This is a genomic window from Devosia sp. (assembly GCF_028290645.1).
Lineage (GTDB): Bacteria > Pseudomonadota > Alphaproteobacteria > Rhizobiales > Devosiaceae > Devosia_A.
On sequence record NZ_JAQGJL010000101.1, the window covers coordinates 1 to 21,074 of the forward strand.

27 protein-coding genes and 1 tRNA gene are annotated in these 21,074 nt (G+C 66.3%); 8 read left to right on the forward strand and 20 right to left on the reverse strand.

From position 1 onward, the window contains the following. The 3 genes from lysA to argH all read right to left on the reverse strand — a co-directional run. Nucleotides 1-953, reverse strand: a 953-nt coding sequence (gene lysA, locus JWQ89_RS05765; protein ID WP_299639204.1) for a diaminopimelate decarboxylase, incomplete at its 3' end; no start/stop codon positions are given. Between the two features lie 180 nt (nucleotides 954-1,133). Next, nucleotides 1,134-1,847 carry a gamma-glutamylcyclotransferase gene (locus tag JWQ89_RS05770; RefSeq protein WP_299639205.1) on the reverse strand — a complete coding sequence of 238 codons (714 nt, stop codon included), beginning with the start codon at nucleotides 1,845-1,847 and terminating at the stop codon, nucleotides 1,134-1,136. A 9-nt stretch (nucleotides 1,848-1,856) separates the two neighbouring features. Continuing rightward, nucleotides 1,857-3,299, reverse strand: coding sequence for an argininosuccinate lyase (gene argH / locus JWQ89_RS05775; protein ID WP_299639207.1), 1,443 nt, complete (start codon nucleotides 3,297-3,299; stop codon nucleotides 1,857-1,859). A 21-nt stretch (nucleotides 3,300-3,320) separates the two neighbouring features. Between argH and JWQ89_RS05780 the strand changes: the two genes are divergently transcribed. Beyond that, nucleotides 3,321-3,980 carry a TlpA disulfide reductase family protein gene (locus tag JWQ89_RS05780; protein ID WP_299639209.1) on the forward strand — a complete coding sequence of 220 codons (660 nt, stop codon included), beginning with the start codon at nucleotides 3,321-3,323 and terminating at the stop codon, nucleotides 3,978-3,980. Between the two features lie 2 nt (nucleotides 3,981-3,982). Then, on the forward strand, nucleotides 3,983-4,870 hold the full coding sequence (locus tag JWQ89_RS05785) for a PfkB family carbohydrate kinase (RefSeq protein ID WP_299639210.1): 888 nt from the start codon (nucleotides 3,983-3,985) through the stop codon (nucleotides 4,868-4,870). On the opposite strand, the gene JWQ89_RS05790 is transcribed toward JWQ89_RS05785, so the two are convergent. The 7 genes from JWQ89_RS05790 to JWQ89_RS05820 all read right to left on the reverse strand — a co-directional run bounded on the left by JWQ89_RS05790 (nucleotide 4,867) and on the right by JWQ89_RS05820 (nucleotide 8,724). Then, nucleotides 4,867-5,490: a sugar O-acetyltransferase gene (locus JWQ89_RS05790; protein WP_299639212.1), complete on the reverse strand. Its 624-nt coding sequence runs from the start codon at nucleotides 5,488-5,490 to the stop codon at nucleotides 4,867-4,869. The two genes, JWQ89_RS05785 and JWQ89_RS05790, sit on opposite strands and share 4 nt — an antisense overlap. A gap of 135 nt (nucleotides 5,491-5,625) precedes the next feature. Beyond that, nucleotides 5,626-5,853 (reverse strand): hypothetical protein, encoded by a 228-nt coding sequence (locus tag JWQ89_RS05795; protein WP_299639214.1) that lies wholly within the window; start codon nucleotides 5,851-5,853, stop codon nucleotides 5,626-5,628. A gap of 19 nt (nucleotides 5,854-5,872) precedes the next feature. After that, entirely contained in the window at nucleotides 5,873-6,049 is a 177-nt protein-coding gene (locus JWQ89_RS05800; protein WP_299639216.1) for a hypothetical protein, read from the reverse strand. Between the two features lie 92 nt (nucleotides 6,050-6,141). Further along, nucleotides 6,142-6,831 (reverse strand): rhomboid family intramembrane serine protease, encoded by a 690-nt coding sequence (locus JWQ89_RS05805; protein WP_299639218.1) that lies wholly within the window; start codon nucleotides 6,829-6,831, stop codon nucleotides 6,142-6,144. Next, entirely contained in the window at nucleotides 6,831-7,430 is a 600-nt protein-coding gene (locus JWQ89_RS05810) for a cob(I)yrinic acid a,c-diamide adenosyltransferase (protein WP_299639220.1), read from the reverse strand. The genes JWQ89_RS05805 and JWQ89_RS05810 overlap by 1 nt, the downstream gene beginning before the upstream one ends. Nucleotides 7,431-7,636: 206 nt before the next feature. Beyond that, nucleotides 7,637-7,831, reverse strand: a complete 195-nt coding sequence (locus JWQ89_RS05815) for a twin transmembrane helix small protein (protein WP_299639221.1) — start codon at nucleotides 7,829-7,831, stop codon at nucleotides 7,637-7,639. Continuing rightward, nucleotides 7,828-8,724 (reverse strand): LysR family transcriptional regulator, encoded by an 897-nt coding sequence (locus JWQ89_RS05820; RefSeq protein ID WP_299639223.1) that lies wholly within the window; start codon nucleotides 8,722-8,724, stop codon nucleotides 7,828-7,830. The genes JWQ89_RS05815 and JWQ89_RS05820 overlap by 4 nt, the downstream gene beginning before the upstream one ends. Nucleotides 8,725-8,886: 162 nt before the next feature. On the opposite strand from JWQ89_RS05820, the gene JWQ89_RS05825 reads away from it, so the two are divergent. Beyond that, complete coding sequence (locus JWQ89_RS05825) at nucleotides 8,887-9,837, forward strand: NAD-dependent epimerase/dehydratase family protein (protein WP_299639225.1); 951 nt, start codon at nucleotides 8,887-8,889, stop codon at nucleotides 9,835-9,837. A gap of 156 nt (nucleotides 9,838-9,993) precedes the next feature. Here JWQ89_RS05825 and gluQRS read toward each other — a convergent pair whose 3' ends face one another. After that, nucleotides 9,994-10,839 (reverse strand): tRNA glutamyl-Q(34) synthetase GluQRS, encoded by an 846-nt coding sequence (gene gluQRS / locus JWQ89_RS05830; protein ID WP_299639227.1) that lies wholly within the window; start codon nucleotides 10,837-10,839, stop codon nucleotides 9,994-9,996. Nucleotides 10,840-10,923: 84 nt separating this feature from the next. Here gluQRS and JWQ89_RS05835 point away from each other — a divergent pair, with 84 nt between their 5' ends. The 3 genes from JWQ89_RS05835 (at nucleotide 10,924) to JWQ89_RS05845 (ending at nucleotide 12,811) form a co-directional block, all read left to right on the forward strand. Then, nucleotides 10,924-11,514: a DNA-3-methyladenine glycosylase gene (locus tag JWQ89_RS05835; protein ID WP_299639267.1), complete on the forward strand. Its 591-nt coding sequence runs from the start codon at nucleotides 10,924-10,926 to the stop codon at nucleotides 11,512-11,514. Further along, the gene (locus JWQ89_RS05840) at nucleotides 11,514-12,158 is read left to right on the forward strand and encodes a dienelactone hydrolase family protein (RefSeq protein WP_299639229.1); all 645 of its coding nucleotides are present in this window, start codon (nucleotides 11,514-11,516) and stop codon (nucleotides 12,156-12,158) included. Before JWQ89_RS05835 ends, JWQ89_RS05840 begins: the two co-directional genes overlap by 1 nt. Before the next feature lie 95 nt (nucleotides 12,159-12,253). Then, nucleotides 12,254-12,811, forward strand: coding sequence for an HNH endonuclease (locus JWQ89_RS05845; RefSeq protein ID WP_299639231.1), 558 nt, complete (start codon nucleotides 12,254-12,256; stop codon nucleotides 12,809-12,811). 52 nt (nucleotides 12,812-12,863) lie between these two features. Here the strand turns inward: JWQ89_RS05845 and JWQ89_RS05850 are convergent, their stop codons facing one another. Next, nucleotides 12,864-13,400: a disulfide bond formation protein B gene (locus JWQ89_RS05850; RefSeq protein ID WP_299639232.1), complete on the reverse strand. Its 537-nt coding sequence runs from the start codon at nucleotides 13,398-13,400 to the stop codon at nucleotides 12,864-12,866. Nucleotides 13,401-13,483: 83 nt separating this feature from the next. Next, complete coding sequence (locus JWQ89_RS05855) at nucleotides 13,484-14,356, reverse strand: DUF72 domain-containing protein (protein ID WP_299639234.1); 873 nt, start codon at nucleotides 14,354-14,356, stop codon at nucleotides 13,484-13,486. A 217-nt stretch (nucleotides 14,357-14,573) separates the two neighbouring features. On the opposite strand from JWQ89_RS05855, the gene JWQ89_RS05860 reads away from it, so the two are divergent. Continuing rightward, a complete protein-coding gene (locus JWQ89_RS05860) occupies nucleotides 14,574-15,368 on the forward strand; it encodes an orotidine 5'-phosphate decarboxylase / HUMPS family protein (RefSeq protein ID WP_299639236.1) in 795 nt (264 codons plus the stop codon). A gap of 66 nt (nucleotides 15,369-15,434) precedes the next feature. Here JWQ89_RS05860 and JWQ89_RS05865 read toward each other — a convergent pair. The 4 genes from JWQ89_RS05865 to JWQ89_RS05880 form a co-directional block, all read right to left on the reverse strand. Beyond that, nucleotides 15,435-15,519: transfer RNA gene (locus JWQ89_RS05865), tRNA-Leu, on the reverse strand. Nucleotides 15,520-15,585: 66 nt separating this feature from the next. Then, the gene (locus JWQ89_RS05870; RefSeq protein WP_299639238.1) at nucleotides 15,586-16,176 is read right to left on the reverse strand and encodes a hypothetical protein; all 591 of its coding nucleotides are present in this window, start codon (nucleotides 16,174-16,176) and stop codon (nucleotides 15,586-15,588) included. A 50-nt stretch (nucleotides 16,177-16,226) separates the two neighbouring features. Further along, nucleotides 16,227-16,529 carry an AzlD domain-containing protein gene (locus JWQ89_RS05875; RefSeq protein ID WP_299639240.1) on the reverse strand — a complete coding sequence of 101 codons (303 nt, stop codon included), beginning with the start codon at nucleotides 16,527-16,529 and terminating at the stop codon, nucleotides 16,227-16,229. Next, nucleotides 16,519-17,184: an AzlC family ABC transporter permease gene (locus JWQ89_RS05880; protein WP_299639241.1), complete on the reverse strand. Its 666-nt coding sequence runs from the start codon at nucleotides 17,182-17,184 to the stop codon at nucleotides 16,519-16,521. Before JWQ89_RS05880 ends, JWQ89_RS05875 begins: the two co-directional genes overlap by 11 nt. 314 nt (nucleotides 17,185-17,498) lie before the next feature. Here JWQ89_RS05880 and JWQ89_RS05885 point away from each other — a divergent pair, with 314 nt between their 5' ends. After that, nucleotides 17,499-18,851: an MATE family efflux transporter gene (locus JWQ89_RS05885; RefSeq protein ID WP_299639243.1), complete on the forward strand. Its 1,353-nt coding sequence runs from the start codon at nucleotides 17,499-17,501 to the stop codon at nucleotides 18,849-18,851. Between the two features lie 163 nt (nucleotides 18,852-19,014). On the opposite strand, the gene aac(3) is transcribed toward JWQ89_RS05885, so the two are convergent. The 3 genes from aac(3) to JWQ89_RS05900 all read right to left on the reverse strand — a co-directional run bounded on the left by aac(3) (nucleotide 19,015) and on the right by JWQ89_RS05900 (nucleotide 21,032). Next, nucleotides 19,015-19,803, reverse strand: a complete 789-nt coding sequence (aac(3), locus tag JWQ89_RS05890; RefSeq protein WP_299639245.1) for an aminoglycoside 3-N-acetyltransferase — start codon at nucleotides 19,801-19,803, stop codon at nucleotides 19,015-19,017. Then, nucleotides 19,800-20,216: a helix-turn-helix domain-containing protein gene (locus tag JWQ89_RS05895; protein WP_299639247.1), complete on the reverse strand. Its 417-nt coding sequence runs from the start codon at nucleotides 20,214-20,216 to the stop codon at nucleotides 19,800-19,802. Before JWQ89_RS05895 ends, aac(3) begins: the two co-directional genes overlap by 4 nt. A gap of 243 nt (nucleotides 20,217-20,459) precedes the next feature. Further along, nucleotides 20,460-21,032, reverse strand: a complete 573-nt coding sequence (locus tag JWQ89_RS05900) for a DJ-1/PfpI family protein (protein WP_299639248.1) — start codon at nucleotides 21,030-21,032, stop codon at nucleotides 20,460-20,462. Nucleotides 21,033-21,074: the final 42 nt, after the last annotated feature.

Sequence of the window (21,074 nt, forward strand, 5' to 3'; positions counted from 1 at the left end):
TCGTAGAGCGTGGGGCGGATCAGGTCGTTCATCGCCGCATCGACGATGACGAAGGTCTTCGCACCTTCCTTCACGAACTCGACCTTGGTGACGAGGATGCCGGCATTGCCGACGATCAGCCTGCCCGGCTCAAGCACCAGCGCCACGCCGAGCGGCCCAATATGCTTCCGCACGATTTGGGCATAGGCGGTGGGCGCCGGGGGGGCTTCCTCGTCGTGATGGTAGGGGATGCCGAGCCCGCCGCCGACATCGGCGTGGCGGATGTCGTGCCCGGCGGCCTTCAAATCGCGCACCAGTTCGGCGAGCAGTGCGAAGGCGTTGTCGAACGGCGTCATGTCGGTGATCTGGCTGCCGATGTGCATGTCGACGCCGACGGCGCGCACGCCCGGCAGTGCCGCGATACGGGCATAAACTTCGCGGGCCCGGGCGAACGGGATGCCGAACTTGTTCTCCGCCTTGCCGGTCGAGATCTTCCTGTGCGTGCCGGCATCGACATCGGGGTTAATGCGCACAGAGACCGGCGCCGTCATTCCCATCGACACCGCGACATCGCTCAGCCGCTCGAGCTCGGGTTCGCTCTCGAGGTTGAAGCACTTGATGCCGACTTCCAGCGCCCGGCGCATCTCGGCGAAGGTCTTGCCGACGCCCGAGAACACGATCTTCGAAGGCGGAATGCCGGCGGCGATGGCGCGCTCGAGTTCACCGACCGACACAACGTCTGCCCCGGCGCCTTCACCGGCGATCACCTTAAGCACCGCCTGGTTGGAATTTGCCTTCATGGCGTAGGCGACCAGCGTATCGATGCCGGCAAAGGCCTCGCGCATCACCCGCACATGGCGGCGCAGCGTTGCCGCCGAATAGACGTAGAAGGGCGTCCCCACCTTGCCGGAAAGTTCGGTCAGGTCGACGTCCTCGGCAAACAGCCGGTCGCCGCGATACTGGAAATGATGCACCAAGTCCCATGCCCTCCGCCCCTCTTGCCCTCTCCCGTTGAGGGGAGAAAGGTACCCGAAGGGCGGGTGAGGGGAAGCTTCGAAATCCGTCCCCTCATCCGGCGCTACGCGCCACCTTCTCCCTCAAGGGGAGAAGGGCAGGGCGCGGCAGCATTAGTGCAACGCCTCCGAAAACGGAAGTCAGACTTGTCTATGAGCCGGCCAGTGATGGTCGATGCGTTCGGCAATCAGTTGCTGGAGAGCCCAAAGGTTCCGGTCGTGGATGCCGAACTCCTCGAGCTTCTGCACAGTCGAAAGCACGTACTCGGCCATCGAGCCTTTCCAGCCATGGGCCTGCGCCAGCCGGTCGGCACGCTCCGCCAGGGTAAGGCCGCCGACATAGCGCGTGCTCTTGCGGTTGATGGCAAACGCCAGGGCGGTGAGAGGACCCTCGGCGGTCGTAACCTTGATCCAGCGGCCGGGGAAGGCGTTGGGCACCATGCTCATTTCGCGGCGCACCAGCTTGTCCATGTTGGCTTTGATGGTTCCGGCAGGGATGCGGAAGGCGACGCTGCGGCAGCTGCCCCCTCGATCGAGACACATCATCAGGCCCGGCTGTTTGGGATTGCCTCGCCAGCGCTGGTCGAACAGGCAAAAGCTGCGGTGCCAGCCGCTGGCGATCGCGATCCGTTGCTGGTCGAACTCGGTAGCCGGGTTCCAGATCAGCGAGCTCAAGGCGAAGATCCAGAAATCACCTTCGGGCGCCGTGTTCATGATGCGCGCAACTTCCGCCTCATAGTCGGCCTCGGTCGCCGGGCGGATACCCGGGTAGTTCGGCTGGCCCGGATCCTCGATTACCGGGATGCGGGCGACATGGTCGACGGTGAGGTGCAGGGGGCGGGGTTTGAGCGGCATGGCCGGAGCCTACTCCACTCCACCGTCGCCGTGACCCCCCGACTTCTTCAGCTTCACCGGCTCGGATTTCACCCCCGTGAGGATTTCCCGCCACCTCGCCGCCTGCGCCGCGACGTTCTCCGGCGCGGTGCCGCCATAGCTCTTGCGGGCCGCGACCGAGGCCTCGACGCTCAGCACCTTGTGGATGCGGCTGTCGATCCTGCCATCGATCTCCTTGAAGTCCTCGATGGTCAGTCCATCGAGGCTCATGCCCTTCTGTTCGGCGAGCGCGACGATCTGGCCGGTGATGTGGTGGGCCTCCCGGAACGGGATGTTCAGTTGCTTCACCAGCCAGTCGGCGATGTCGGTGGCGGTGGAGTAGCCGGTATTGGCCGAAGCGCGCATCTTTTCGCGGTTGGCCACGAGGTCCTCGACCATGCCGGTCATGGCGGCGAGCGACAGCGACAGGGAATCGAGCGCGTCGAAGGCGACTTCCTTGTCTTCCTGCATGTCCTTGGAATAGGCGAGCGGCAGGCCTTTCATGACGATCATCAGCGCGGTCAGCGCACCCATGATGCGGCCGACCTTGGCACGGATCAGCTCGGCAGCGTCCGGGTTGCGCTTCTGCGGCATAATGGAGCTGCCGGTGGTGAACTTGTCGGAAAGCTTCACGAAGCCGAACTGCGAGGACGACCAGATCACCAGTTCCTCGGCGAAGCGGGAAAGATGCATGGCGCAGAGGCTGGCGGCGCTCAGCGTCTCGAGGATGAAGTCGCGGTCGGAGACGGCGTCGAGCGAGTTGGCGGTCGGCCGGTCGAAGCCGAGCGCCTTGGCGGTCATCTCGCGGTCGATGGGGTAGGGGGTGCCGGCAAGTGCCGCCGAGCCGAGGGGGCTCTCGTTGAGGCGCTTCCGCGCATCCTCGAAGCGGCCGAAATCGCGGCCGAGCATCTCGACATAGGCGAGGAGGTGATGGCCGAACGTCACCGGCTGGGCGTTCTGCAGGTGCGTGAAGCCCGGCATGATGGTCGCCACTTCCTCCTCGGCGCGCTTCACCAGCGCCAGTTGCAGCGTCTTGATCTGGACCAGCAGCGTGTCGATGGCATCGCGGACATAGAGCCGGAAATCGGTCGCCACCTGGTCGTTGCGCGAGCGGGCGGTGTGGAGACGGCCGGCGGCGTCGCCGATCACCTCCTTGAGCCGGCTCTCGACATTCATGTGGATGTCCTCGAGCGAACGCGAGAACGTGAACTTCTGTGTTTCGATCTCGTCGAGCACGGTCTTTAGGCCGGCGATGATGGCGTCGCGATCCGCCTGGGTCAGGATGCCCACTTCCGCCAGCATGGTGGCGTGTGCGATAGAACCGGCGATGTCCTGCTTGTAGAGGCGCTGGTCGAAGCCGATGGAGGCGTTGATCTCTTCCATGATGGCGTCGGGTCCGGTCGCAAAACGGCCGCCCCACATGCGATTGCTCATCTCAACTCCAACGGTAGACCAATGACCGACCAAAGCCCGGCGCCGCTTAGGCGCCTCAGCCCCAGGCGGGTGCTGCTCATCGCCCTGATCAGCGCGGCGGTAGCACTAGTCCTTACCCTGGTCGTTGGCAACTTCATGCCGGCGCAGGCGACACAATGCGATCCGCAGGTGGTGAAGGGCCAGAAGATCGACTCCGCAGCAGTCGGCATGCTCGCCGCCCTCACCGGCACCGGGGAGGGGCGCGGCTATGCCGACATGGCATTCAAGGATGATGCCGGAGCTCCAAAAACCATAGCTGATTTCGCCGGCAAGAAGCTCCTGGTGAACTTCTGGGCCACCTGGTGCGTGCCGTGCCGGGCCGAGATGCCGGCGCTCGACAAGGTGGCGGCCGAGTACAACTCGGACCAGTTCATGGTGCTGCCGATCAATCTCGATATCGGCGACGGCGGGCTCGAGAAGGCGAGGCAATTCCTCACCGACGAGCAGCTCAAGAACCTGCCGCTTTACGCGGATTCGACCTATTCGGCATTCGAGCGGCTGAAGCGGGAAGCGGTGGCGATCGGCCTGCCGGCAACGCTCCTGCTCGATGAGAAGGGTTGCGAGCTCGCCGTGCTGCAGGGCCCGGCCGAGTGGGACTCGAAAGACGGCCACAACGTCATCGATACGCTGATGGCGAGCTGAGCGTGGCCCCGATCCTCTGCGTCGGGGCGCTGACGATGGACACCATCTTCAGGCTCGACCGGCTGCCGGATGGCCCTGGCAAGGTCATCCCGCTCGATGCTGTGGAAGTCGCCGAAGGCATGGCCGCGGCGCAGGCGGCGAGCATCGTCCGGCTCGGCGAGGAGGCGGCGCTCTGGGCCTCGGCCGGCGACGATGCCACCGGCGACCGGCTGGTGGCGCAGATCTCCGGCGAGGGCGTCGACTGTTCCCGGGTGCGCCGGGTCAATGGCGCGCGCTCCGGCTTCTCGTCGATCTTCATGGATCGCACCGGCCACACGATGATCGTGCCGCGCTACGACCCGGCTCTGATGGCAGCACCCGATGCCGCGCCGGACCTCGGCGGCATAGCCGCAGTGATGACCGACGTGCGCTGGCCCGGCGCCGCAGCGCTGGCGCTGGCGGCCGCGCGCGCAGCGGGAATGCCCGCCATCCTCGATGCCGACATGGCCGCCCGCGAGGTGCTCGAATCGCTGCTGCCGCTCGCGACGCATGTCGTGGCGTCGGAAAGCGCGGCCAAGCTCGTTACGGGCACCGACTCCGCCGAAGCCGCGGCGACCAGCCTCGCGGCGAAACATGACGCCTTCGCCGCGGTAACGGCCGGTGCCGAAGGCTGCTGGTGGAGCGAGCGCGGCGAAATTCGCCACACGCCGGCGCCGCGGATCGAGTCGATCGACACCCTCGCCGCCGGGGATGTGTTCCATGCCGGCTTCGCCGTCGGCCTCGTCGAAGGCTGGGAGATGGCGCGCATCATCGCCTTCGCTTCTGCCTCCGCGGCGATCAAGTGCACCCGGTTCGGCGGCCGGCTCGGTGCGCCGACGCGCGCCGAAGTCGAGGCGTTCCTCGCCCGCTAGGCGGCGTTGGCGGCTCTTGCCATTGGCTTGGCATCGGCCGGGCGGATGAACCGGCAGGGGTTGCCCGCGGCCAGCACGCCGGCCGGGATGTCCCTGGTCACCACGCTGCCCGCACCGATGGTGGTGCCGTCGCCGATGGTGACGCCGCCGACGATGGTCGTCCCGGCGCCGATCCAGCAGTTCTTGCCGACGGTGATTGGCTTGTTGATGGTCCAGGCGCCGGCGGGCTTGCCGGTCTCGGGGTCGATGAGCTCACGCTCCCGGGGATCCACCGGATGGCCGGCGGTGAGGAACATCACCCGCGGCGCGATCGCCGTGCCGTCGCCGATGCGGATATCGGCGCCATCGAGGAAGACGCACTCGAAGTTGATGAACACGCCGTCGCCGAGGAAAATGTGCTTGCCGTATTCCCAGGTGATGGGGGAGAGCACGAAGCTGTCGCCAAAGCTGCCGAGCTGGTCGCGCAGCATGGCGGTGCGGTTGGGCATGTCCCAGGTGGGCACGGCGTTGAAGCGGTCGAGCTTCTTTCGCGCTTCGACCTGCAGCTCGATCAGGTGCCAGTCGGGGCCCTTGTGAATCTCGCCGCGGCGCATCTTTTCGTAACCGGTGGTCTCGGTCATTGTCTAATCCCTCTGCGGCCCCCCGCAGCGGTTGGCTTATTACCCACGCGCGCGAAGGGAAAAAACCGCTGAATTTTCGCCCATGGGTAAAAACGGGCCGATCTGTTCAGCGGGCATTCAGGGACTTGATGCGGGTCAGACCCGCCGGTCGATGATGCGGCCGACGAAGTCGTCGGAGCGGCGCTGCATGTCGCCCAACGCCCGTTCGAGGTCGGCGCCGGTCGAGGCGGAGCCCTGGTTGACTTCCTTCAGCATCATCTGCAGCTCGAGGTCGCCGCGCTTCTTGGCCACCAGCACCTGCGCCACGCCGAGCGTGTCGGCCTCGCGGAAAGCCATGCGATAGATCGACGAATCGAGGTTCATCACACCCCTCCGACGGGTTTCAGGCCAGCTTGTCGACCTTGGTCCCCTGGCCGGGCGGCGGCGCAGAGCGGGCCACCGCGTCGACCATCTGGATCAGCGACATCTCCATCTCGTGCGATTTCTTCAGCACGGCGATGGCGATCGATTGCTGCGTCCCGGCGGAGCGCGCGGCAAGCAGCTGCGATGTCAGATCCATGTCCATCCCCGGTGTTCTATGGCCGCGAGGTAAACGAAAACTTCCCCCATGGAGTCGGAATGGCGCGATCGTGAATCAATCGTTGAGGGCGTTCACCGCCCGCCGAACAGCACGACGTCGGGCCGCTTCAGCGGCACGCACAGCGCCGCCCCGGCGATCAGCCCACCGACATGGGCCGACCAGGCGACCGGGCTCGCCTCGCCGAAAGCGAGATAGAACACCTGTACCGCGGCCCAGGCGCCGAGCATCCAGAGGGCAGGCAGGGGCAACGGAATCGGGATGGTGAGGCCGAGCAGCACATAGACCCGGGCATGCGGGTAGAGAACGATATAGACGCCCATCACCCCCGCCACGGCGCCCGAGGCGCCGATCAGCCAGGTGTAGCTGCCCCAGGCGAAGAGGATGAAGGTCAGGCCGGAAAGCGCCGCACAGGCGAGGTAGAACAACGCGTACTTCACATGCCCCAGCGCGTCCTCGACATTGTCGCCGAACACCCACAGGAACAGCATGTTGCTGCCAAGGTGCAGCCAGTCGGCATGAAAGAATGCGTAGGTGACGAGGGTAAGGCCGTCCGGCAGGTAAGGCAGCCGGTCGGGCGCCGCGGGCTCGAGGAAATAGGCTGGCACCGCCGCGTAGGTGAGGGCAAACGAGTCGAACGCAAACCCGCTGCTATGGGCGAGCTGGATCAGGAAGACGATGACGTTGAGCGCGATGATGCCGTAGTTGACATAGGCGAACCGGATGTGCCGGACCGGATTGCGATCTAGCAGCGGAATGAACATCAGGACCGCGGCTGTGCGGGGTCGCTGCTGAACTTGCCCGGGCTCCACAGCACGTCGGCCTCGCCGTTGGAATTGGCGACGCGCGCCATGACGAACATCAGGTCCGAAAGCCGGTTGAGATAGACCAGCACCGCGTTGTTAACGTCGGGCTCGTTGGCGATCAGCTCGACCACCAGCCGCTCGGCGCGTCGCGTCACGGTGCGGGCGAGGTGCAGCGCCACGGCCAGCGGCGTGCCCCCGGGGAGGACGAAGCTGGTCAGCGGCTTCAGCGCTTCGTTGTAGTGGTCGATCTGCTGCTCGAGCCACTCGGCCTGGATGGGGGTGATCCTGAGCGACGGCGCCGAGCCCTCGGGGTCGGCGCCCGGCGTCGCCAGATCGGAGCCGAGATCGAACAGATCGTTCTGGATGCGCGCCAGCAGGCGATCGAGCTTGGGCATCGAGGCGGTGTAGAGCCGGGCCATGCCGATGAAGCTGTTGGCTTCGTCGACCGTGCCGAAGGCCTCCACACGCAGGTCGTATTTCGCCCGGCGCGGCCCGCGCACCAGCCCGGTGGTGCCGTCATCGCCGGTCCGGGTGTAGATCCTGTTGAGCTTGACCATGTCGTTCCGCCCCGAGTCAGAGGCGCGAGGGTAACTTAGCGGCGGGCGTGTCACCACTGGGATTAGTGCGAGACGACCCCCACCCCTGTCCCCTCCCCCTAAGTACTGGGGAGGGAGACGAAAACACCTCCGCCAGTGCGAGGGTCTCCCTCCCCCTTGCGGGGAGGGGACAGGGGCGGGGGTCCGCAGCCGCGACGTCGATGCCGTCACGTCCCCCGCCCGAAAAAGTACAACGCCGCAAGAATCGCCACGATCGCCACCGCCTGCGCGATGACGCGGGCACGCATCAGCTTCTGGCTCAGGTTCGGGTCACCGCCGCGGAACATGTTCCACAGGCCCATGCCCAGAATGATGACGACGGCGCCGAGCGCGACGATGGTGACGATGCTGGTGATGTTCATGCTCTAGTCCTCGCGAGGCGCCGGCTTAGCCCCCCGCCCAATCGATCATAGATGGCACGAATGCGCCGGCTGGTGAACAGTTCGCGGTGGGTGGTGAGCCAGACTTCGAGCGGCGGCGGGTTGAAGCCCTCAAACAGGCGCACCATCCCGGGCGTCGACTCGACCAGCATCTGCTGGGCAAAGCCGATGCCGAGCCCGGCCTTCGTCAGCTCCCAGGCATTGGTCTGGCTGTCAGTGCGCACCACGAAATCGCTGCGGCTTAGATCGAACCCCATCCGGCGGGCCGCGACGATCAGCAGGTCCGAGCGGTCGAAGCCGATGAGGTCATGCTCGCGCAGTTGCTCCGGACCCTCCGGCCTGCCGCGGCGTTCGACATAGCGCTGGTGTGCGCAGGCGACGATGGGGCTCTCGCCGAGCTTCCTGACGATCAGTTCGAGCTGGGTGGGGCGGAACATGCGAACAGCGATATCGGCCTCGCGCAGCAGCAGGTTCTCGACCGAGTCCGAAGGCACCAGCTCGATCGCCACCTGCGGGAAGGCCTCGCGCAACTCGTAGAGCAGCGGCGGCAGCACATAGTGGCACATCACCGTGCTCGAAGTGATGCGCACCGAGCCGGTAAGCGCCGCGCTGGCCCCTTCGGCCAGCAGCGACGCCTCGGCCAGCGCCTGCTGGGCCACCAGCACCGGCTCATAAAGCCGCAGCGCCGTGTCGGTCGCCTTGAGGCCGCTGAGCGTGCGATCGAACAGCGCCATGCTGAGCGCCTGCTCCAGCGCCTCGACATGCCGGCCAAGCGTCGGCTGGCTAAGCCCCAGTGCCCGCGCCGCAGCGGAGAGCGAGCCATGTTCGACGACGGCGCCAAAGCTGCGCCATAGGGACCAGTCGGGATCGGACATTGGTTGTTCCTTGTGGCCTTCCTTACGGCCCCGCCTCCCCACCGACGCCTGTTGGGAACATGCCGTTGCCATTCATTCCTGTATGGCAAAGGCACACTCTTGTCCAATTCCTGAACGAAGGCGTTGCGTCTACCTTCTGCTCATCAGCAAGGAGCAACTGCCATGAACGCACAGAATGTCATCGTTCTCGGGATCAACGGCCATGTCGGGCACCATGTCGCCAAGGCCTTCGTCGCCGCGGGCTGCGAAGTCACCGGCTTCGGCCGCTCCAACAAGCAGCCGGTGCCGGGCGTGCGGTTCGTCAAGGGCGACGCCGAAGATGTCGAGGCGATGCGGGCGGCGATCGGCGACATCGAGGTGGTGGTGAACGCGCTGAACCTGCCCTACAACCTGTGGGACAAGGGCCGGATGGAAGCGCAGACCGAACGTGTGATCGCCGCCCTCGGCACCTCAGGCAAGACGCTGCTGTTCCCGGGTAACATCTACAACTATGCCGCCGGCGACCGTGTGGTGACGCCCGACCTCAAGCAGCAGCCGCAGACGCCGCGCGGCGAAATCCGGGTCCGCGTTGAAGCGCTCTATCAGGGAGCAGCCAATCGCGGCGACATCCAGGTGATCGTGCTGCGGGCCGGCGACTTCTACGGCCCCGAAAGCAGCGGCGACTGGTTCGACCTCGCGATGCTGCGCGACGCCGCGAAGGGCAAATTCGCGATGATGGGCGTGCCCGGCACCGGCCATTCCTGGGCCTACCTACCCGATGTCGGCCGCGCCTTCGAAAAGCTCGCCTGGCACCGCAAGGAGGTTGGCGGCTTCGACACTTTCCATTTCGCCGGCAACTATGTGACGCCCGAGCAGATGGCCGACGCCGTGGTCGCTGCCGCGCCGGTCAAGCTCAAGGTCTCGGTGTTCCCGCGCGTCCTGTTCAAGGCCGTCGGGCTGGTCGACCCGCTGATGCGCGAGGTGGGCAAGATGGGCTACCTGTGGGAAAACCCGATGGAACTGCGCGACGCCCGGCTCGACGCCATCCTCGGCCCGGACTTCGCCACGCCGTTCGGCGAGGCGGTGGCGGCGACGGTAGTGCCGTTCTTTGCGGCGGAGAGGGTGGCGGCTTAGGGAAGTCGGGCTGCCGCTAGCCGACCCCCACCCCTGACCCCTCTCCCTGAAGGAGGGGGAGGGAGACGATAGCTTCAATTTCGGTGGGAGGGTCTCCCTCCCCATTCTTAGGGGGACGGGACAGGGGGGGTCGGCTAGCGCCAGCCCCGAGGCGGTCTAAAACCCCAGTTCCTGCCTGATGTCCTCCGCCGTCCGCCCCGCTTCCCGAAGGCTCCTCAGCGAAGGCGAGCCTTTCGATTTGCTGAGCTTCCGGCCCTCCTCATCAAGGACCAGCCGATGGAAGGTGTAGACCGGAGACCTCAGCCCCAGCAGCATCTGCAGCAGCACATGGATATCCGTCGATGGCTCCATGTCGCGGCCGCGGGTCACGTGGGTGACCCCCTGCGCATCGTCGTCGATCACCACGCTCAGATGGTAGCTGGTCGGGGTGCCCTTGCGCTGCAGCACCACGTCGCCCCAGCGCTCGGGCCGGGCATAGCGGATCTGCGGCCGGTCGATCGGGCTCGGCGCGGCCACGGTGTAGGTGAGGACGCCCGTGAGCGCCCTGGCCTCGTCGCTCTTCAGCCGCCATTGTACCTCGCGGCCCTCGGCGAAGCGCTGCGCGATCTCGGCCTCCGTCAGGTGCCGGCAGGTGCCGGCGTAGAGCGGCGCGCCGTCCGGATCGGTGCCGGTGGATACCTCTGCGATTTCCGAGCGCAAGCAGAAGCAGGGGTAGAGCAACCCGCGGCGCTTCAGGCGGTCGGCTTGTTCGGCGTAGATGTCGAAACGGCTGGACTGGCGCCAGACCGGCTCCTCCCACGAGAGGCCGAGCCAGTTCAGGTCCTCGAAGATCGCGTCGGTGAATTCCGGCTTGCTTCGGGTTATGTCGGTGTCTTCGATGCGGACGAGAAACCGGCCGCCCATGCTTTCGGCCCAATATGCCGTGAAAAGCGCGGAGTACGCATGCCCCAGATGCAGCAAGCCATTCGGGCTCGGGGCGAAGCGGAGGACGGGTTTCAGCATGGCGAACAGCTAGCACGTAAGGACAATTCTTTGACAGACCGTCTCGATTCCCCTGAGGCGCTGGCGCGCGAGCTCGACGCGCTGATGCAACTGGACCCGCGCCTGGCGCAACTGGCGAAGAAGTCCGGCGCCTTCGAGATCCGCCATTCGCCCGGCGGCTTCGCGGGCCTCGCACGGATCGTCACCGGCCAACAGGTCTCGACCGCCAGCGCCGATGCGATCTGGTCGCGATTCTCGGCGCTGGAGGGGGCGCTCGATCCGGCCGGCTACCTGCAGCTCAGCGAGGAGGCTATCCGCGGCGCCGGCCAGTCCGGCAACAAGTACCGGACCCTGCGCGGCATCGCCGAGGCGATTGTCTCGGGCCAGCTCGATTTCGGCCCGCTGGCCGAACTGCCGGCCGAAGAGGCGATTGCGGCGCTGACCAGGCTCAAGGGCATCGGGCCATGGACGGCCGAGATCTACCTGATGTTCTCGGCCGGCCACCCGGACATCTTCCCCGCCGGCGATGTGGCGCTGCAGCGGGCAGCGCAATGGGCCTTCGGGCTTGACGACAAGCCCCTGGTCAAGGACTTGATCGCGATCGCAGCGCGGTGGTCGCCGCACCGCTCGACCGCGGCGCTGCTGCTCTGGCGCTACTATCGCGCCGTGCGCAACAAGGAAGGAATATCCGTCTGATGGCCAAGCTCTCCGGGCCTATGCTGCCCCCGAAGAACGGCGGCATCGCGAAGCAGGCCGTGGTGCTGCTGCACGGCTACGGCGCCGATGGCAACGACCTGATCGGGCTCGGGCACCACTGGGGACCGCTGCTGCCCGATGCGTTCTTCGTCGCGCCCAATGCGCCGTCGCCCTCCGCCGGCAACCCGTTCGGGTTCGAGTGGTTTCCGCTCGCCGTCGATCGCATAGCCGGCCGCATCGAGGGGGCGAAGACTGCCGCCCCGGCGATCGTCGAGTTCCTTACCGACCTCTGGGCACAGACCGGGCTCACCGCCGCCGACACCTATCTCATCGGCTTCTCGCAGGGCGCGATGATGGCGCTGCATGTAGGCACGGCACTGCCTCGGCCGCTGCGCGGCGTCGTGTCGTTCTCGGGCGCCTTCGTTCCGGCCGACAGCTTCCCGGCGGAGGACAAGGCGCCGGTGGCGCTGATCCATGGCGATCTCGACCAGGTGGTCGATCCTAACCTCAGCCGGCAGGCGGCCACCGAACTGACGGCGGCGGGCTACGATGTCAGCCTCCACATTTCACCCGGCATGGGCCACGGCATCGCCCCCGACGGGCTCGATTTCTCCACCTCGTTCCTCCTCGCACACGGCACCTGAATCAGTTGGTCGAATGGCGCTTCACAGGGCTGTCACAGTCGGCATAGAATATTGCGGATCATGACTGGCCGCGATTCCCGTTCAGGGGGCGACAAGTGACGGTACATGTGTCGCTTGAGAATAGCCCCGCACTGGTGCTGAATGCCGATTACAGGCCGCTCAGCTACTATCCTTTGTCGCTGTGGTCCTGGCAGGACGCCGTCAAGGCGATCTTCCTCGATCGGGTGCATGTGGTCTCCAACTACGACCGGGTGATCAAGTCGCCGAGCTTCGAGATGCTGCTGCCCAGCGTCGTCTCGCTGAAGGACTACGTCCGCCCGGCCCGGCATCCGGCCTTCACCCGCTTCAACGATTTCCTGCGCGACAAATTCCAGTGCCAGTATTGCGGCTCGCGCGACGACCTCACTTTCGACCATGTGATCCCGCGCTCGAAGGGCGGGCGCACCACCTGGGAGAACGTCGTCGCCGCCTGCGCGCCTTGCAACTTGCGCAAGGCCAATCGGCTGCCGCGCGAGATCAAGATGTTCCCGATGCAGGAGCCGTTCCAGCCGACGGTGCACGATCTCCACAATAACGGCCGCGCCTTCCCGCCCAACCACCTGCACCAGAGCTGGCTGGATTATCTCTACTGGGATATCGAGCTCGAGCCGTAGGTATGCAAAACCTCGTCGACCCAGGCCAGGGAACCGAAGCCCGGCCAGCCGGCTAGGCTGTCCGTCGCCCCCGCAGCCAGATCGCCGCGCCCAGCATCAGCACGATCGCCAGCGAGATCAGCGTATTGTAGCCGGCCAGCGTAATTCCGAGGAAGCGAAACTGCACGGCGTCGCAGGGGACGACGCGCGTAGCATTGATGTTCTGCAGGTCCTGGAAGCTGACCGAAACGCCGGTGCCGGTACAGGCCGTGGGACCGGGCCAGAAGCCGTACTCGACACCAGCGTGATAGCCGGCCATGTAGAAGCCCCAGACGAAGATCAAGAGCGCAATGCCCGTGGCGATGTACCAGACGGTGCGCGGCAGGCGGTTCCACAGGATCAGCACGGCTGCCAGTACCGGCAGGCCCCAGTAGTAAGCGAGGCGCTGCTCGAGGCAGAGTTCGCACGGCACCAGCCCGCCGATCAGCTGCGAGCCCCACGCGCCGGCAATCGTGGCGAGGCCGAGGACGAAGGCGATCGTCGCAATCATGCGCGGGCGGTCCGAGCGCCAGGTGCCCCCTATCGGGGTCGCTTGCGTAGTGGTGCTCACATCCGTCTCCAGGTCAGCCGGTCGTGGGGCGCATATTCTCGGGCGCTCGCGGCAAGTCAACCGCCCCGCCGGTCACGAGGGCGTCAGTCGCCTGCCGGGCCCTTGAGCCCCAGCGTCTCCATCACGGCGCGGGCGTTGTCGGGCGCGTGCTCCTTGTCGGTTGAGACGAAGAAGGCAAAGACGTCGCGCGGCGGCGGGTTCACCTCGACCGGGCCGGCATAGGGGCCATCGCCGACGGGCTGGCCCTCGGACCAGGCCCTGAGCCAGCGGGCGCGGGCATCGCGCTCGGCCGCGGAGTAGCTCTCCGCACCCGGCGCGCCCTGCAGCCTCGTGTAGGAGAAGTCGGCGGTCTGGTCGAGATAGGGCCAGTCCGCGGTGTCGGCGACGACCAGCGCGACATTGTGGGCCCTCAACTGGGCGATGAAGCGTTCGTCGGCAAAGCTCTTGTGCCGCACCTCGATGGCGTGGCGCACCCGGCTGATGCCCGTGGCATCGAGGACAGGCGGGTTCTTGCCATAGTCGGTCTTTTCCGCGAGCGCGACCAATGCCTCGGGCGTCTGCGGCAGCAGGCCCAGGAACGCCTCCATCCGGGCCTCGTCGTAGCTGGAATTGCCCGGCAGCTGCCAGCAGAACGGCCCGAGTTTCTCCCCCAGCGCCATCACACCGGAAGCAAAGAAGTTCGCGAGCGGCAGCTCCACGTCCTTCAGTCGCTTGATATGCGTCACCAGCTGGTGGCCCTTGACGGTGAAGACAAACCCCTCGGGCGTCTGGCTGGCCCAGTTCTGGAAGCTCTGGGCTTTCTGGTGCGAGTAGAAGGTGGCGTTGATCTCGATATTGCCCAGATGCGCGCTGGCAAAGGCCAGCTCTTCCTTCTGCTTCAGCCCCCCAGGATAAAAGTTGTTCCGCCAGGCTTCGAACACCCACCCGGCGGTGCCGAGCCTGATCGTTCCTGCCATGCTCGCCTCACCATCCGCTGCAGCCGACGCGTCCCGGCCTAGATGACCGAGGGCCTTATTCTTCATGTACTTAGCAGACAGCGGAGCGGTTTGGAACCGGGCCGCGCAGGGCCCTTGGGGTGAACTACGCCATCCGAGATAGTCTTCCTTGACGATATCCCGCCTTCTCGGCACGGTCCGTGCGCCCAACGAGGCGACCGGAGGAAACGATACCGCCATGACCAAGCCCGACCCGCACAGCCCGTCACAGAAAATCCGCGAGCTGATGCGCGACCAGTTCACGTTTCAGATCTCGGTCGATACCGGCACGCTGCCGCAGGGACTCCCCGTCGCGAAGGCCGCGCTGGCCGCCGGGGTGACTCTCGTCGAGATGGGGACCCCGCTGCTGAAATGCGAAGGCGTGCTGAACGTCGTTCCCGCCTTCCGGCGCGAGTTCCCCGACGCCCTGCTGCTCGCCGACATGAAGACCATGGATGGCGGCGCCTACGAGGCGCGGTCCGTCTTTGCGGGTGGCGGCAACATCATCGATTTCCTCGCGCTTGCCGGATACGACAGCGCGAAAGCCATTTGCACGGTGCGCGACGAGTTTCGCAGCGCCGACCCGGAACTGCCCCGGCTGGTGTTCGCCGATATCCTCGTGCCGCATCAGGGCCCGGCCCAGCCGGCGGTCGATGTGGCACTGCGCATGCTCGAGGCGGGCGTCGACGGCATTGGCGTGCACCTGCAGCTCGATGCCCGGCGCGCCAACCCGGCGCTGCTCCAGTCGGACTATCTGGGGGACATCGCCCGGGCGGTCCACGAACGGGTCGGGGACGCCGCTTCGGTGCAGGTGGTCGGCGGGCTCAGCATCGAGCAGGCGCTCGGCCTCGCCCGGGACGGGCTCCGTGCCTTCGTCATCAGCGGCAATCTGGGCCTGCCCGACGCGGTGACCCGCTACGGCCTGCCGTCGGCGGAAATGCAGCAACACATTGCCGATTTCATCAGGCAGGTGTCGGGAGGCCGGGCACCGTAGGCACTGCAGGCATAGCAGTCTCGCCGTCTGCTGGACGAGGGGCAGCGTTGCGCAGTGATCTGGGAATGGTGCCCCCGGTCGGACTCGAACCGACATGCCTCGCGGCGGAGGATTTTGAGTCCTCTGCGTCTACCAATTCCACCACAGGGGCGACGGCAAAGCCCGTACCATTGACCAATGGCCCGCGCAACCCTCGCCCCTCTGGTGTCCGCCGGGGTCAGACGACCGGCGGAACGTAGGGGTAGTTCTCGGGCTTGGAGCTCGGTTCGGCCGGGGCCTCCTCGTCGTAGCCGGTCCAGCCTTCCTGCTCGTAGTCGCGCCGGCGCTGGGCAATGTCGATACCCTCAGCATGCCGGAGGATAGCTACCGCTGGGCCGGCATGGGCTTCGTCGACCCTGGCCGAGACGATGGAGCCGCCACGGCGCACCGATTCGGCCAGTACTGTAGCGTCAGCCTCGGGTACGCCTGCGCTGGTCAGCGCGCCTACGAGGCCGCCGGTCGCCGCGCCGACGCCCGCTCCCGCGATGGCGCCGATGGCGGTGGCGAACAGCCAGCCGGCGGCAACGACGGGGCCGAGCCCGGGAATGGCAATGATGCCGAGCCCGGCGAGCAATCCACCGGCGGCCCCAAGACCAGCGCCGACTTCAGCCCCCGTAGTAGCGCCCTCGCCGACATCGTCGGGCTCGTAGTCGGGTTCGGCATTGGCGACGATGCTGATATCGGCATGCGCGATGCCGGCCTCGTGCAGCGCGTGCACGGCGGCGGTGGCATGCTCGTAGGTGTCGAACAGTCCGGTGATAGTCTGCATTTGAGCCTCCTTGATGAGGCTATAACGGCCAGGGGACCCGGCGCGTTCCGCTAGCCGCCCAACACCAGCCGGGCGAAGTACACCGCCAAGACCCCGCCAGCCATGGCGGCGAAGAGGTTGCGGCTCACGATATAGATCAGCGCCGTCGCCGCGGCGGCGATTGCCTCCGCAGCGCCGCCGGCAAGAATCACAGGTGCGATCAGCGCGGCCAGCACAGCGCCCGGGAGGTGCTTCATCCAGCTGGCAGCGAACCCGGTGGCCGGCAGCCGGTTGGCGAGCAGCAGCCCGCCGGCGCGGATGGCGTAGGTCACGGCGGCCATGCCGAGGATGGCGAGCAGCGCCTCAAGCGACATGGCGGCGTTCCCTGATGGTCTCGGCCACCGCTCCGGCGAAGCTCCCGGCAAGGCCGCCGGCGATGATGTACCAGTTGCCCTCGATCAGCCGCGAGGTGGCGATGGCGGCGAGCGCCCCGACGATCCACGGGACGAGGTCGCCGCGGCCCTTCCACATGCCGAGCAGCAAGGCGATGAAGGTGGCGGTGAAGGCGAAATCGAGCCCGTAGCGGGTCGGATCGTCGATGAACGCGCCGAGCACCCGGCCGCACAAGGTCGACAGCATCCAGCTCAGCCAGCTGAGGACGCCGGTGCCGAGGAGGAAGGCGATGGAGCCGCTGCCCTTCCTGACCTCCGCCATGGTCATCGCCCATTGCTCGTCGGAGACGAAGAACATCGCGGCGAGGGCCCGCGGCAAAGGCAGGTGGGCGGCCAGTGGCCGGAGCGTCGCCGACATCAGCAGGATGCGAAGGTTGACGACGGCGGTAGCGATGACGATCGAAAGGATCGGCAGGCTGCCGGGCGTCCACATGTCGAGCGCCACGAACTGGCTGGCGCCGGCGAAGACCAGCCCGCTCATCAGCGCCACCTCGATCACGCTCATCCCGGCCTGCCCGGCAAGCACGCCCCAGACCACGCCATAGGCGGCGATGGAGATGGCGACGGGCAAAAACATGCGGACGCCGAGCCAGAACTGCGCGGGTCCGCCGGGAGGAGCGGGTGCATGCATGGGCGGCAAGTTACATCAGGTGGCCGGCGCGGGCGATGGCATCTGCACCCACAATTGCTCGCCAATGCGACCAGGGCGACGTTGACGCCGGCATGATGGCGGGGCTAGACAACCGCCGTGCGTTCATACCCCATCGTGCTCCGACCCGCCTGCATCTTCAGCTGAGATGTGAAGTGGCCCGTCCAGGAGGTTCCGAACGGAACCTTCCGGCCATCGGGGGCCCAGCGCTGCATGTTTTACGGATTCCCGGAGTTCACGCGATGAACAATCCTTCCAAGCCGCTCTGGCAGCGGTTCCTCGTCTTCCTCGTTCCGCTGATGGCCAGCAATATCCTGCAGGCGCTGTCGGGGACGATCAACAACATCTATATCGGCCAGCTGATCGGGGTGGAGGCGCTTGCCGCCGTCTCGGTGTTCTTCCCGATCATGATCTTCCTCATCTCGTTCGTCATCGGCCTCGCTTCGGGGGCGACGATCCTGATCGGGCAGGCCTGGGGCGCTAAGAACATCCTCAAGATCAAGGAAGTGGTCGGCACGACGCTCACTGTCGGCTTCCTGATGGGGCTCGTCGTCGCCATCTTCGGCGCCCTCTTCGCGCAGAACCTGATGGAACTGCTGGGCGCCCCCGCCGACATCGTGGCGCAGGCGACGGCCTATGGCCGGGTCGTCCTCCTCGGCATGCCCGGCTTCTTCGTCTTCCTGCTCATCACCTCGATGCTGCGCGGCGTCGGCGATACGGTGACGCCGCTGCTGACGCTGATCTTTTCGATCGGGGTGGGGCTGTTCGTCACCCCAGCGCTGATCCTGGGCTGGCTCGGGCTGCCGCAGATCGGCGTCTTGGCGGCCGCCGTCGCCTTCATCACCGGGTTCGTAGTGGTGCTGATCTTCCTGTTCTTCTACCTCAACGCCAAAAAGAGCCCGCTGGCGCCCGACGCCGAGCTGTTCCGGCACCTCAAGGTCGATTTCAAGCTCCTGGGCCTGATCCTCAAGCTCGGCATTCCGGCCGGCGTCGCCATGGTGGTGTCGTCGATCTCGGCCATCGTCATCGTCGGCATCGTCAACCGCTTCGGTTCCGATGCGACGGCGGCCTATGGTGCGGTCAACCAGGTGCTGAGCTACGTGCAGTTCCCGGCCATGTCGATCGGCATCGCCGCCTCGATCTTCGCCGCGCAGGCGATCGGGGCGCGGCGCTTCGACGAGGTCGAGCGCGTGACCCGCACGGCGCTGCTGATGAACCTCGTGGTCACCGGCACGCTGGTGCTTGTCGCGTACCTGTTCTCCGAACATCTGGTGCGGCTGTTCATCAACGACGAAGCGGTGGTGCAGATCGCCGAGCGGCTGCTGCACATCGTCCTGTGGAGCTGCCTGGTGTTCGGCTGGGGCTCGGTGTTCTCGGCGGTGATGCGGGCTTCCGGCGACGTGTGGATCCCGATGGCACTGTCGCTCGCAGCGATCATCCTCGTCGAGGTGCCGGCGGCGCTCACGCTCAGCCACTTTTTCGGGCTCGACGGCGTATGGTGGGGCTACTGCCTCAGCTTCACGGCGCTCCTCACCTTCCAAGCCACCTACTACATCGGCTGGTGGCGAAAGAAGGAGATCACGGCGCTGGTGTAGGGGCAGGGGCAGGGACCGACTGAAGCCGGCGGCCCCGCCCCACCCTCCCCATGATGGGGAGGGTGCGCCATCCAGTTTGTCGCACGATCGAGCCAAACCACCGGCGGGCACCTCCCTTCATGGGGGAGGCGGGCAGGGGCTCTCTGTCTCGGTCAGGCCTCAGTCAGCCCCCACCCAACTCCCGCTCCATCCACTCCACCCCGAACGCCACCATCTCGTCCGCCGGCACCAGCACCGAGTTCGCCTCTCCAATCTTGCCGCGCCGGCCGCGACCGGTGGCGAGGAACGCCTCGACGATGCCGATGAAATAGTCTTCCGGCAGCCCGTCCGGGGAATGCGAGGTGTCGAATTCCTCGAACCAGCGCCAGACCTTCTCGCCGTTGACGAGGATCGGCGCCTCGTAGCGGCGGATGCGCTTGTTGGGGAAATCCGCCAGGTGCTCGGCGTGATGCAGCAGCGTCATCTTGTCGAGCGGCGCGCCCAGCATCAGCACCTTGCCCTTGGCCTCGACCAGCTTGCCGAGCGGGGATTGCGGGCCGTAGCCATAGTCGAGCGCATGATCGGCGGTGAACCACTCGGCCTCGCCACCGAGCGCCGCCATCGAAGCGCCAGGGCTGGCGCTGCGCAGGGCGCCGGGCGTGGTGCGCAGCATTTCCGGCCAGAAGCCGTTGTCGCGAATCGAGCGCGACCGCAGCGGGTCGAACGCGGGAATATGGTCGCGCATCGAGGGGTCGTCGCGCACCTCGTCCTCGAACTGCCAGTCGCAATAGCCCAGCACCGTGCCCGCCGGGCCGATCACATCGCGCATCGCATCAATGATGTCGTCAGGCCCGCCGGCGATCCTCCCGACAGTGCGGAGGGCAGCATGGACCAGCACGGCATCGCCATCGGCGAGGCCGATGGCGCTGAGGTCGCGGCCCAGGCTCTTACGAGTCGAGGCCGGTCGGCTCACCTCGCGGCGCCGGCGTAGCGCCGCTCGGGCGGGTGCTGCAGGGCGGCGCCTTCGTGCTGCGCGTCGTATTTGAGGCGCGCGCCCTTGACTTCGCCCTGATGCTCGGCAGCCCAGTTCCACAGCGCATCGAGCGGTTCGGTGAGGGTGCGGCCCAGTTCCGTGAGTTGGTACTCGACTCGCGGCGGGATTTCCGGGAACACCGTGCGGGTCACGAGGCCGTCCCGCTCGAGGTTGCGTAGCGTGAGCGTCAGCATGCGCTGCGAAATGCCGCCGATAGCGTGGCGCAATTCATTGAAACGCATGGTCTTCCTGGTCAGATAGCCGACGATCATGACGCTCCATTTATCTCCGATGCGATTGAGGATGTCGCCCATGGCGTTGCAGGTTTCGGCCTGGCCGGGTGTTGGTTTCATCGATCTGCCTCCTTGAGGCGTTTCCCTTGGTCACAAATATAGACACGGTTACTGCTTGTGACTAGGGGCGCGGCCGTCTGTCTGGTGCTAGCCGACCCCCACCCCTGACCCCTCACCGTAAGAATGGGGAGGGGGACGACTGAACCGCTTCCTCAGTACGCGTCTCCCTCCCCCTTCTTGGTGGGAGGGGGCAGGGGTGGGGGGCCACTCGCTCCGGCCCCGCTGGTTGACCTCATCCGGCCCTCAAGCCGCCTTCCCAAACTGCGCCGCATGCATGCCGACGTAGTAGTTGAGGTCATCGTCCGCCAACCCCAACCCGTCCATAACCGCCACCATGAAGCTCACCGGCGATGTACCGGCCGCAGTTACGATCTTGCCGTCGGTCACCGCCGCGGCCGTGTCGCGATAGAGCGCCTTGCCGCGGTACCCGGTGGCGTCGAGATATCCCACGCCATTGCTGGTGTGGCGGACAGTGTCGAGCAGGCCGGCCCGGGCGCCCGCCACGGTGCCGTCGCAGATCAACCCGATCAGCTTGCCCTCGGCCTTGGCCGCATCGAGCAGCGGCGCGATATCCGGAGCGCCCGGCGATTGCCACGCCGTGCCGCCGCAGATGATGATCGCGTCGTAGGCTGCAACGTCGAGCTCCTCCATTGCCAGTTCGGGGGTTACCGTCATGCCGCCCGACGAGGTCACCGGCTGCTTGCCGGGGGTCGCGAACTTGGTCTCCACCTTGTAGAAGCTGTGCGCCACAGCATTGAGCAGCGCGGTTTCCCAGTCGGCGAAGCCTTCGGTGAGGATGGTCACGATGGTCGTCATTTCAATTCTCCTGCGTTTTCGATGCAAGGAGCCTAGCCGCGC

Coding starts and splice junctions, on each gene's coding strand:
- JWQ89_RS05770 (WP_299639205.1), bottom strand. CDS start 1,847: ATGCCGCTCAAACCCCGCCCCCTGCACCTCACCGTCGACCATGTCGCC.
- argH (WP_299639207.1), bottom strand. CDS start 3,299: ATGAGCAATCGCATGTGGGGCGGCCGTTTTGCGACCGGACCCGACGCC.
- JWQ89_RS05780 (WP_299639209.1), top strand. CDS start 3,321: ATGACCGACCAAAGCCCGGCGCCGCTTAGGCGCCTCAGCCCCAGGCGG.
- JWQ89_RS05790 (WP_299639212.1), bottom strand. CDS start 5,490: ATGACCGAGACCACCGGTTACGAAAAGATGCGCCGCGGCGAGATTCAC.
- JWQ89_RS05795 (WP_299639214.1), bottom strand. CDS start 5,853: ATGAACCTCGATTCGTCGATCTATCGCATGGCTTTCCGCGAGGCCGAC.
- JWQ89_RS05800 (WP_299639216.1), bottom strand. CDS start 6,049: ATGGATCTGACATCGCAGCTGCTTGCCGCGCGCTCCGCCGGGACGCAG.
- JWQ89_RS05805 (WP_299639218.1), bottom strand. CDS start 6,831: ATGTTCATTCCGCTGCTAGATCGCAATCCGGTCCGGCACATCCGGTTC.
- JWQ89_RS05810 (WP_299639220.1), bottom strand. CDS start 7,430: ATGGTCAAGCTCAACAGGATCTACACCCGGACCGGCGATGACGGCACC.
- JWQ89_RS05815 (WP_299639221.1), bottom strand. CDS start 7,831: ATGAACATCACCAGCATCGTCACCATCGTCGCGCTCGGCGCCGTCGTC.
- JWQ89_RS05820 (WP_299639223.1), bottom strand. CDS start 8,724: ATGTCCGATCCCGACTGGTCCCTATGGCGCAGCTTTGGCGCCGTCGTC.
- JWQ89_RS05825 (WP_299639225.1), top strand. CDS start 8,887: ATGAACGCACAGAATGTCATCGTTCTCGGGATCAACGGCCATGTCGGG.
- gluQRS (WP_299639227.1), bottom strand. CDS start 10,839: ATGCTGAAACCCGTCCTCCGCTTCGCCCCGAGCCCGAATGGCTTGCTG.
- JWQ89_RS05835 (WP_299639267.1), top strand. CDS start 10,924: ATGCAACTGGACCCGCGCCTGGCGCAACTGGCGAAGAAGTCCGGCGCC.
- JWQ89_RS05840 (WP_299639229.1), top strand. CDS start 11,514: ATGGCCAAGCTCTCCGGGCCTATGCTGCCCCCGAAGAACGGCGGCATC.
- JWQ89_RS05855 (WP_299639234.1), bottom strand. CDS start 14,356: ATGGCAGGAACGATCAGGCTCGGCACCGCCGGGTGGGTGTTCGAAGCC.
- JWQ89_RS05860 (WP_299639236.1), top strand. CDS start 14,574: ATGACCAAGCCCGACCCGCACAGCCCGTCACAGAAAATCCGCGAGCTG.
- JWQ89_RS05870 (WP_299639238.1), bottom strand. CDS start 16,176: ATGCAGACTATCACCGGACTGTTCGACACCTACGAGCATGCCACCGCC.
- JWQ89_RS05875 (WP_299639240.1), bottom strand. CDS start 16,529: ATGTCGCTTGAGGCGCTGCTCGCCATCCTCGGCATGGCCGCCGTGACC.
- JWQ89_RS05880 (WP_299639241.1), bottom strand. CDS start 17,184: ATGTTTTTGCCCGTCGCCATCTCCATCGCCGCCTATGGCGTGGTCTGG.
- JWQ89_RS05885 (WP_299639243.1), top strand. CDS start 17,499: ATGAACAATCCTTCCAAGCCGCTCTGGCAGCGGTTCCTCGTCTTCCTC.
- JWQ89_RS05895 (WP_299639247.1), bottom strand. CDS start 20,216: ATGAAACCAACACCCGGCCAGGCCGAAACCTGCAACGCCATGGGCGAC.
- JWQ89_RS05900 (WP_299639248.1), bottom strand. CDS start 21,032: ATGACGACCATCGTGACCATCCTCACCGAAGGCTTCGCCGACTGGGAA.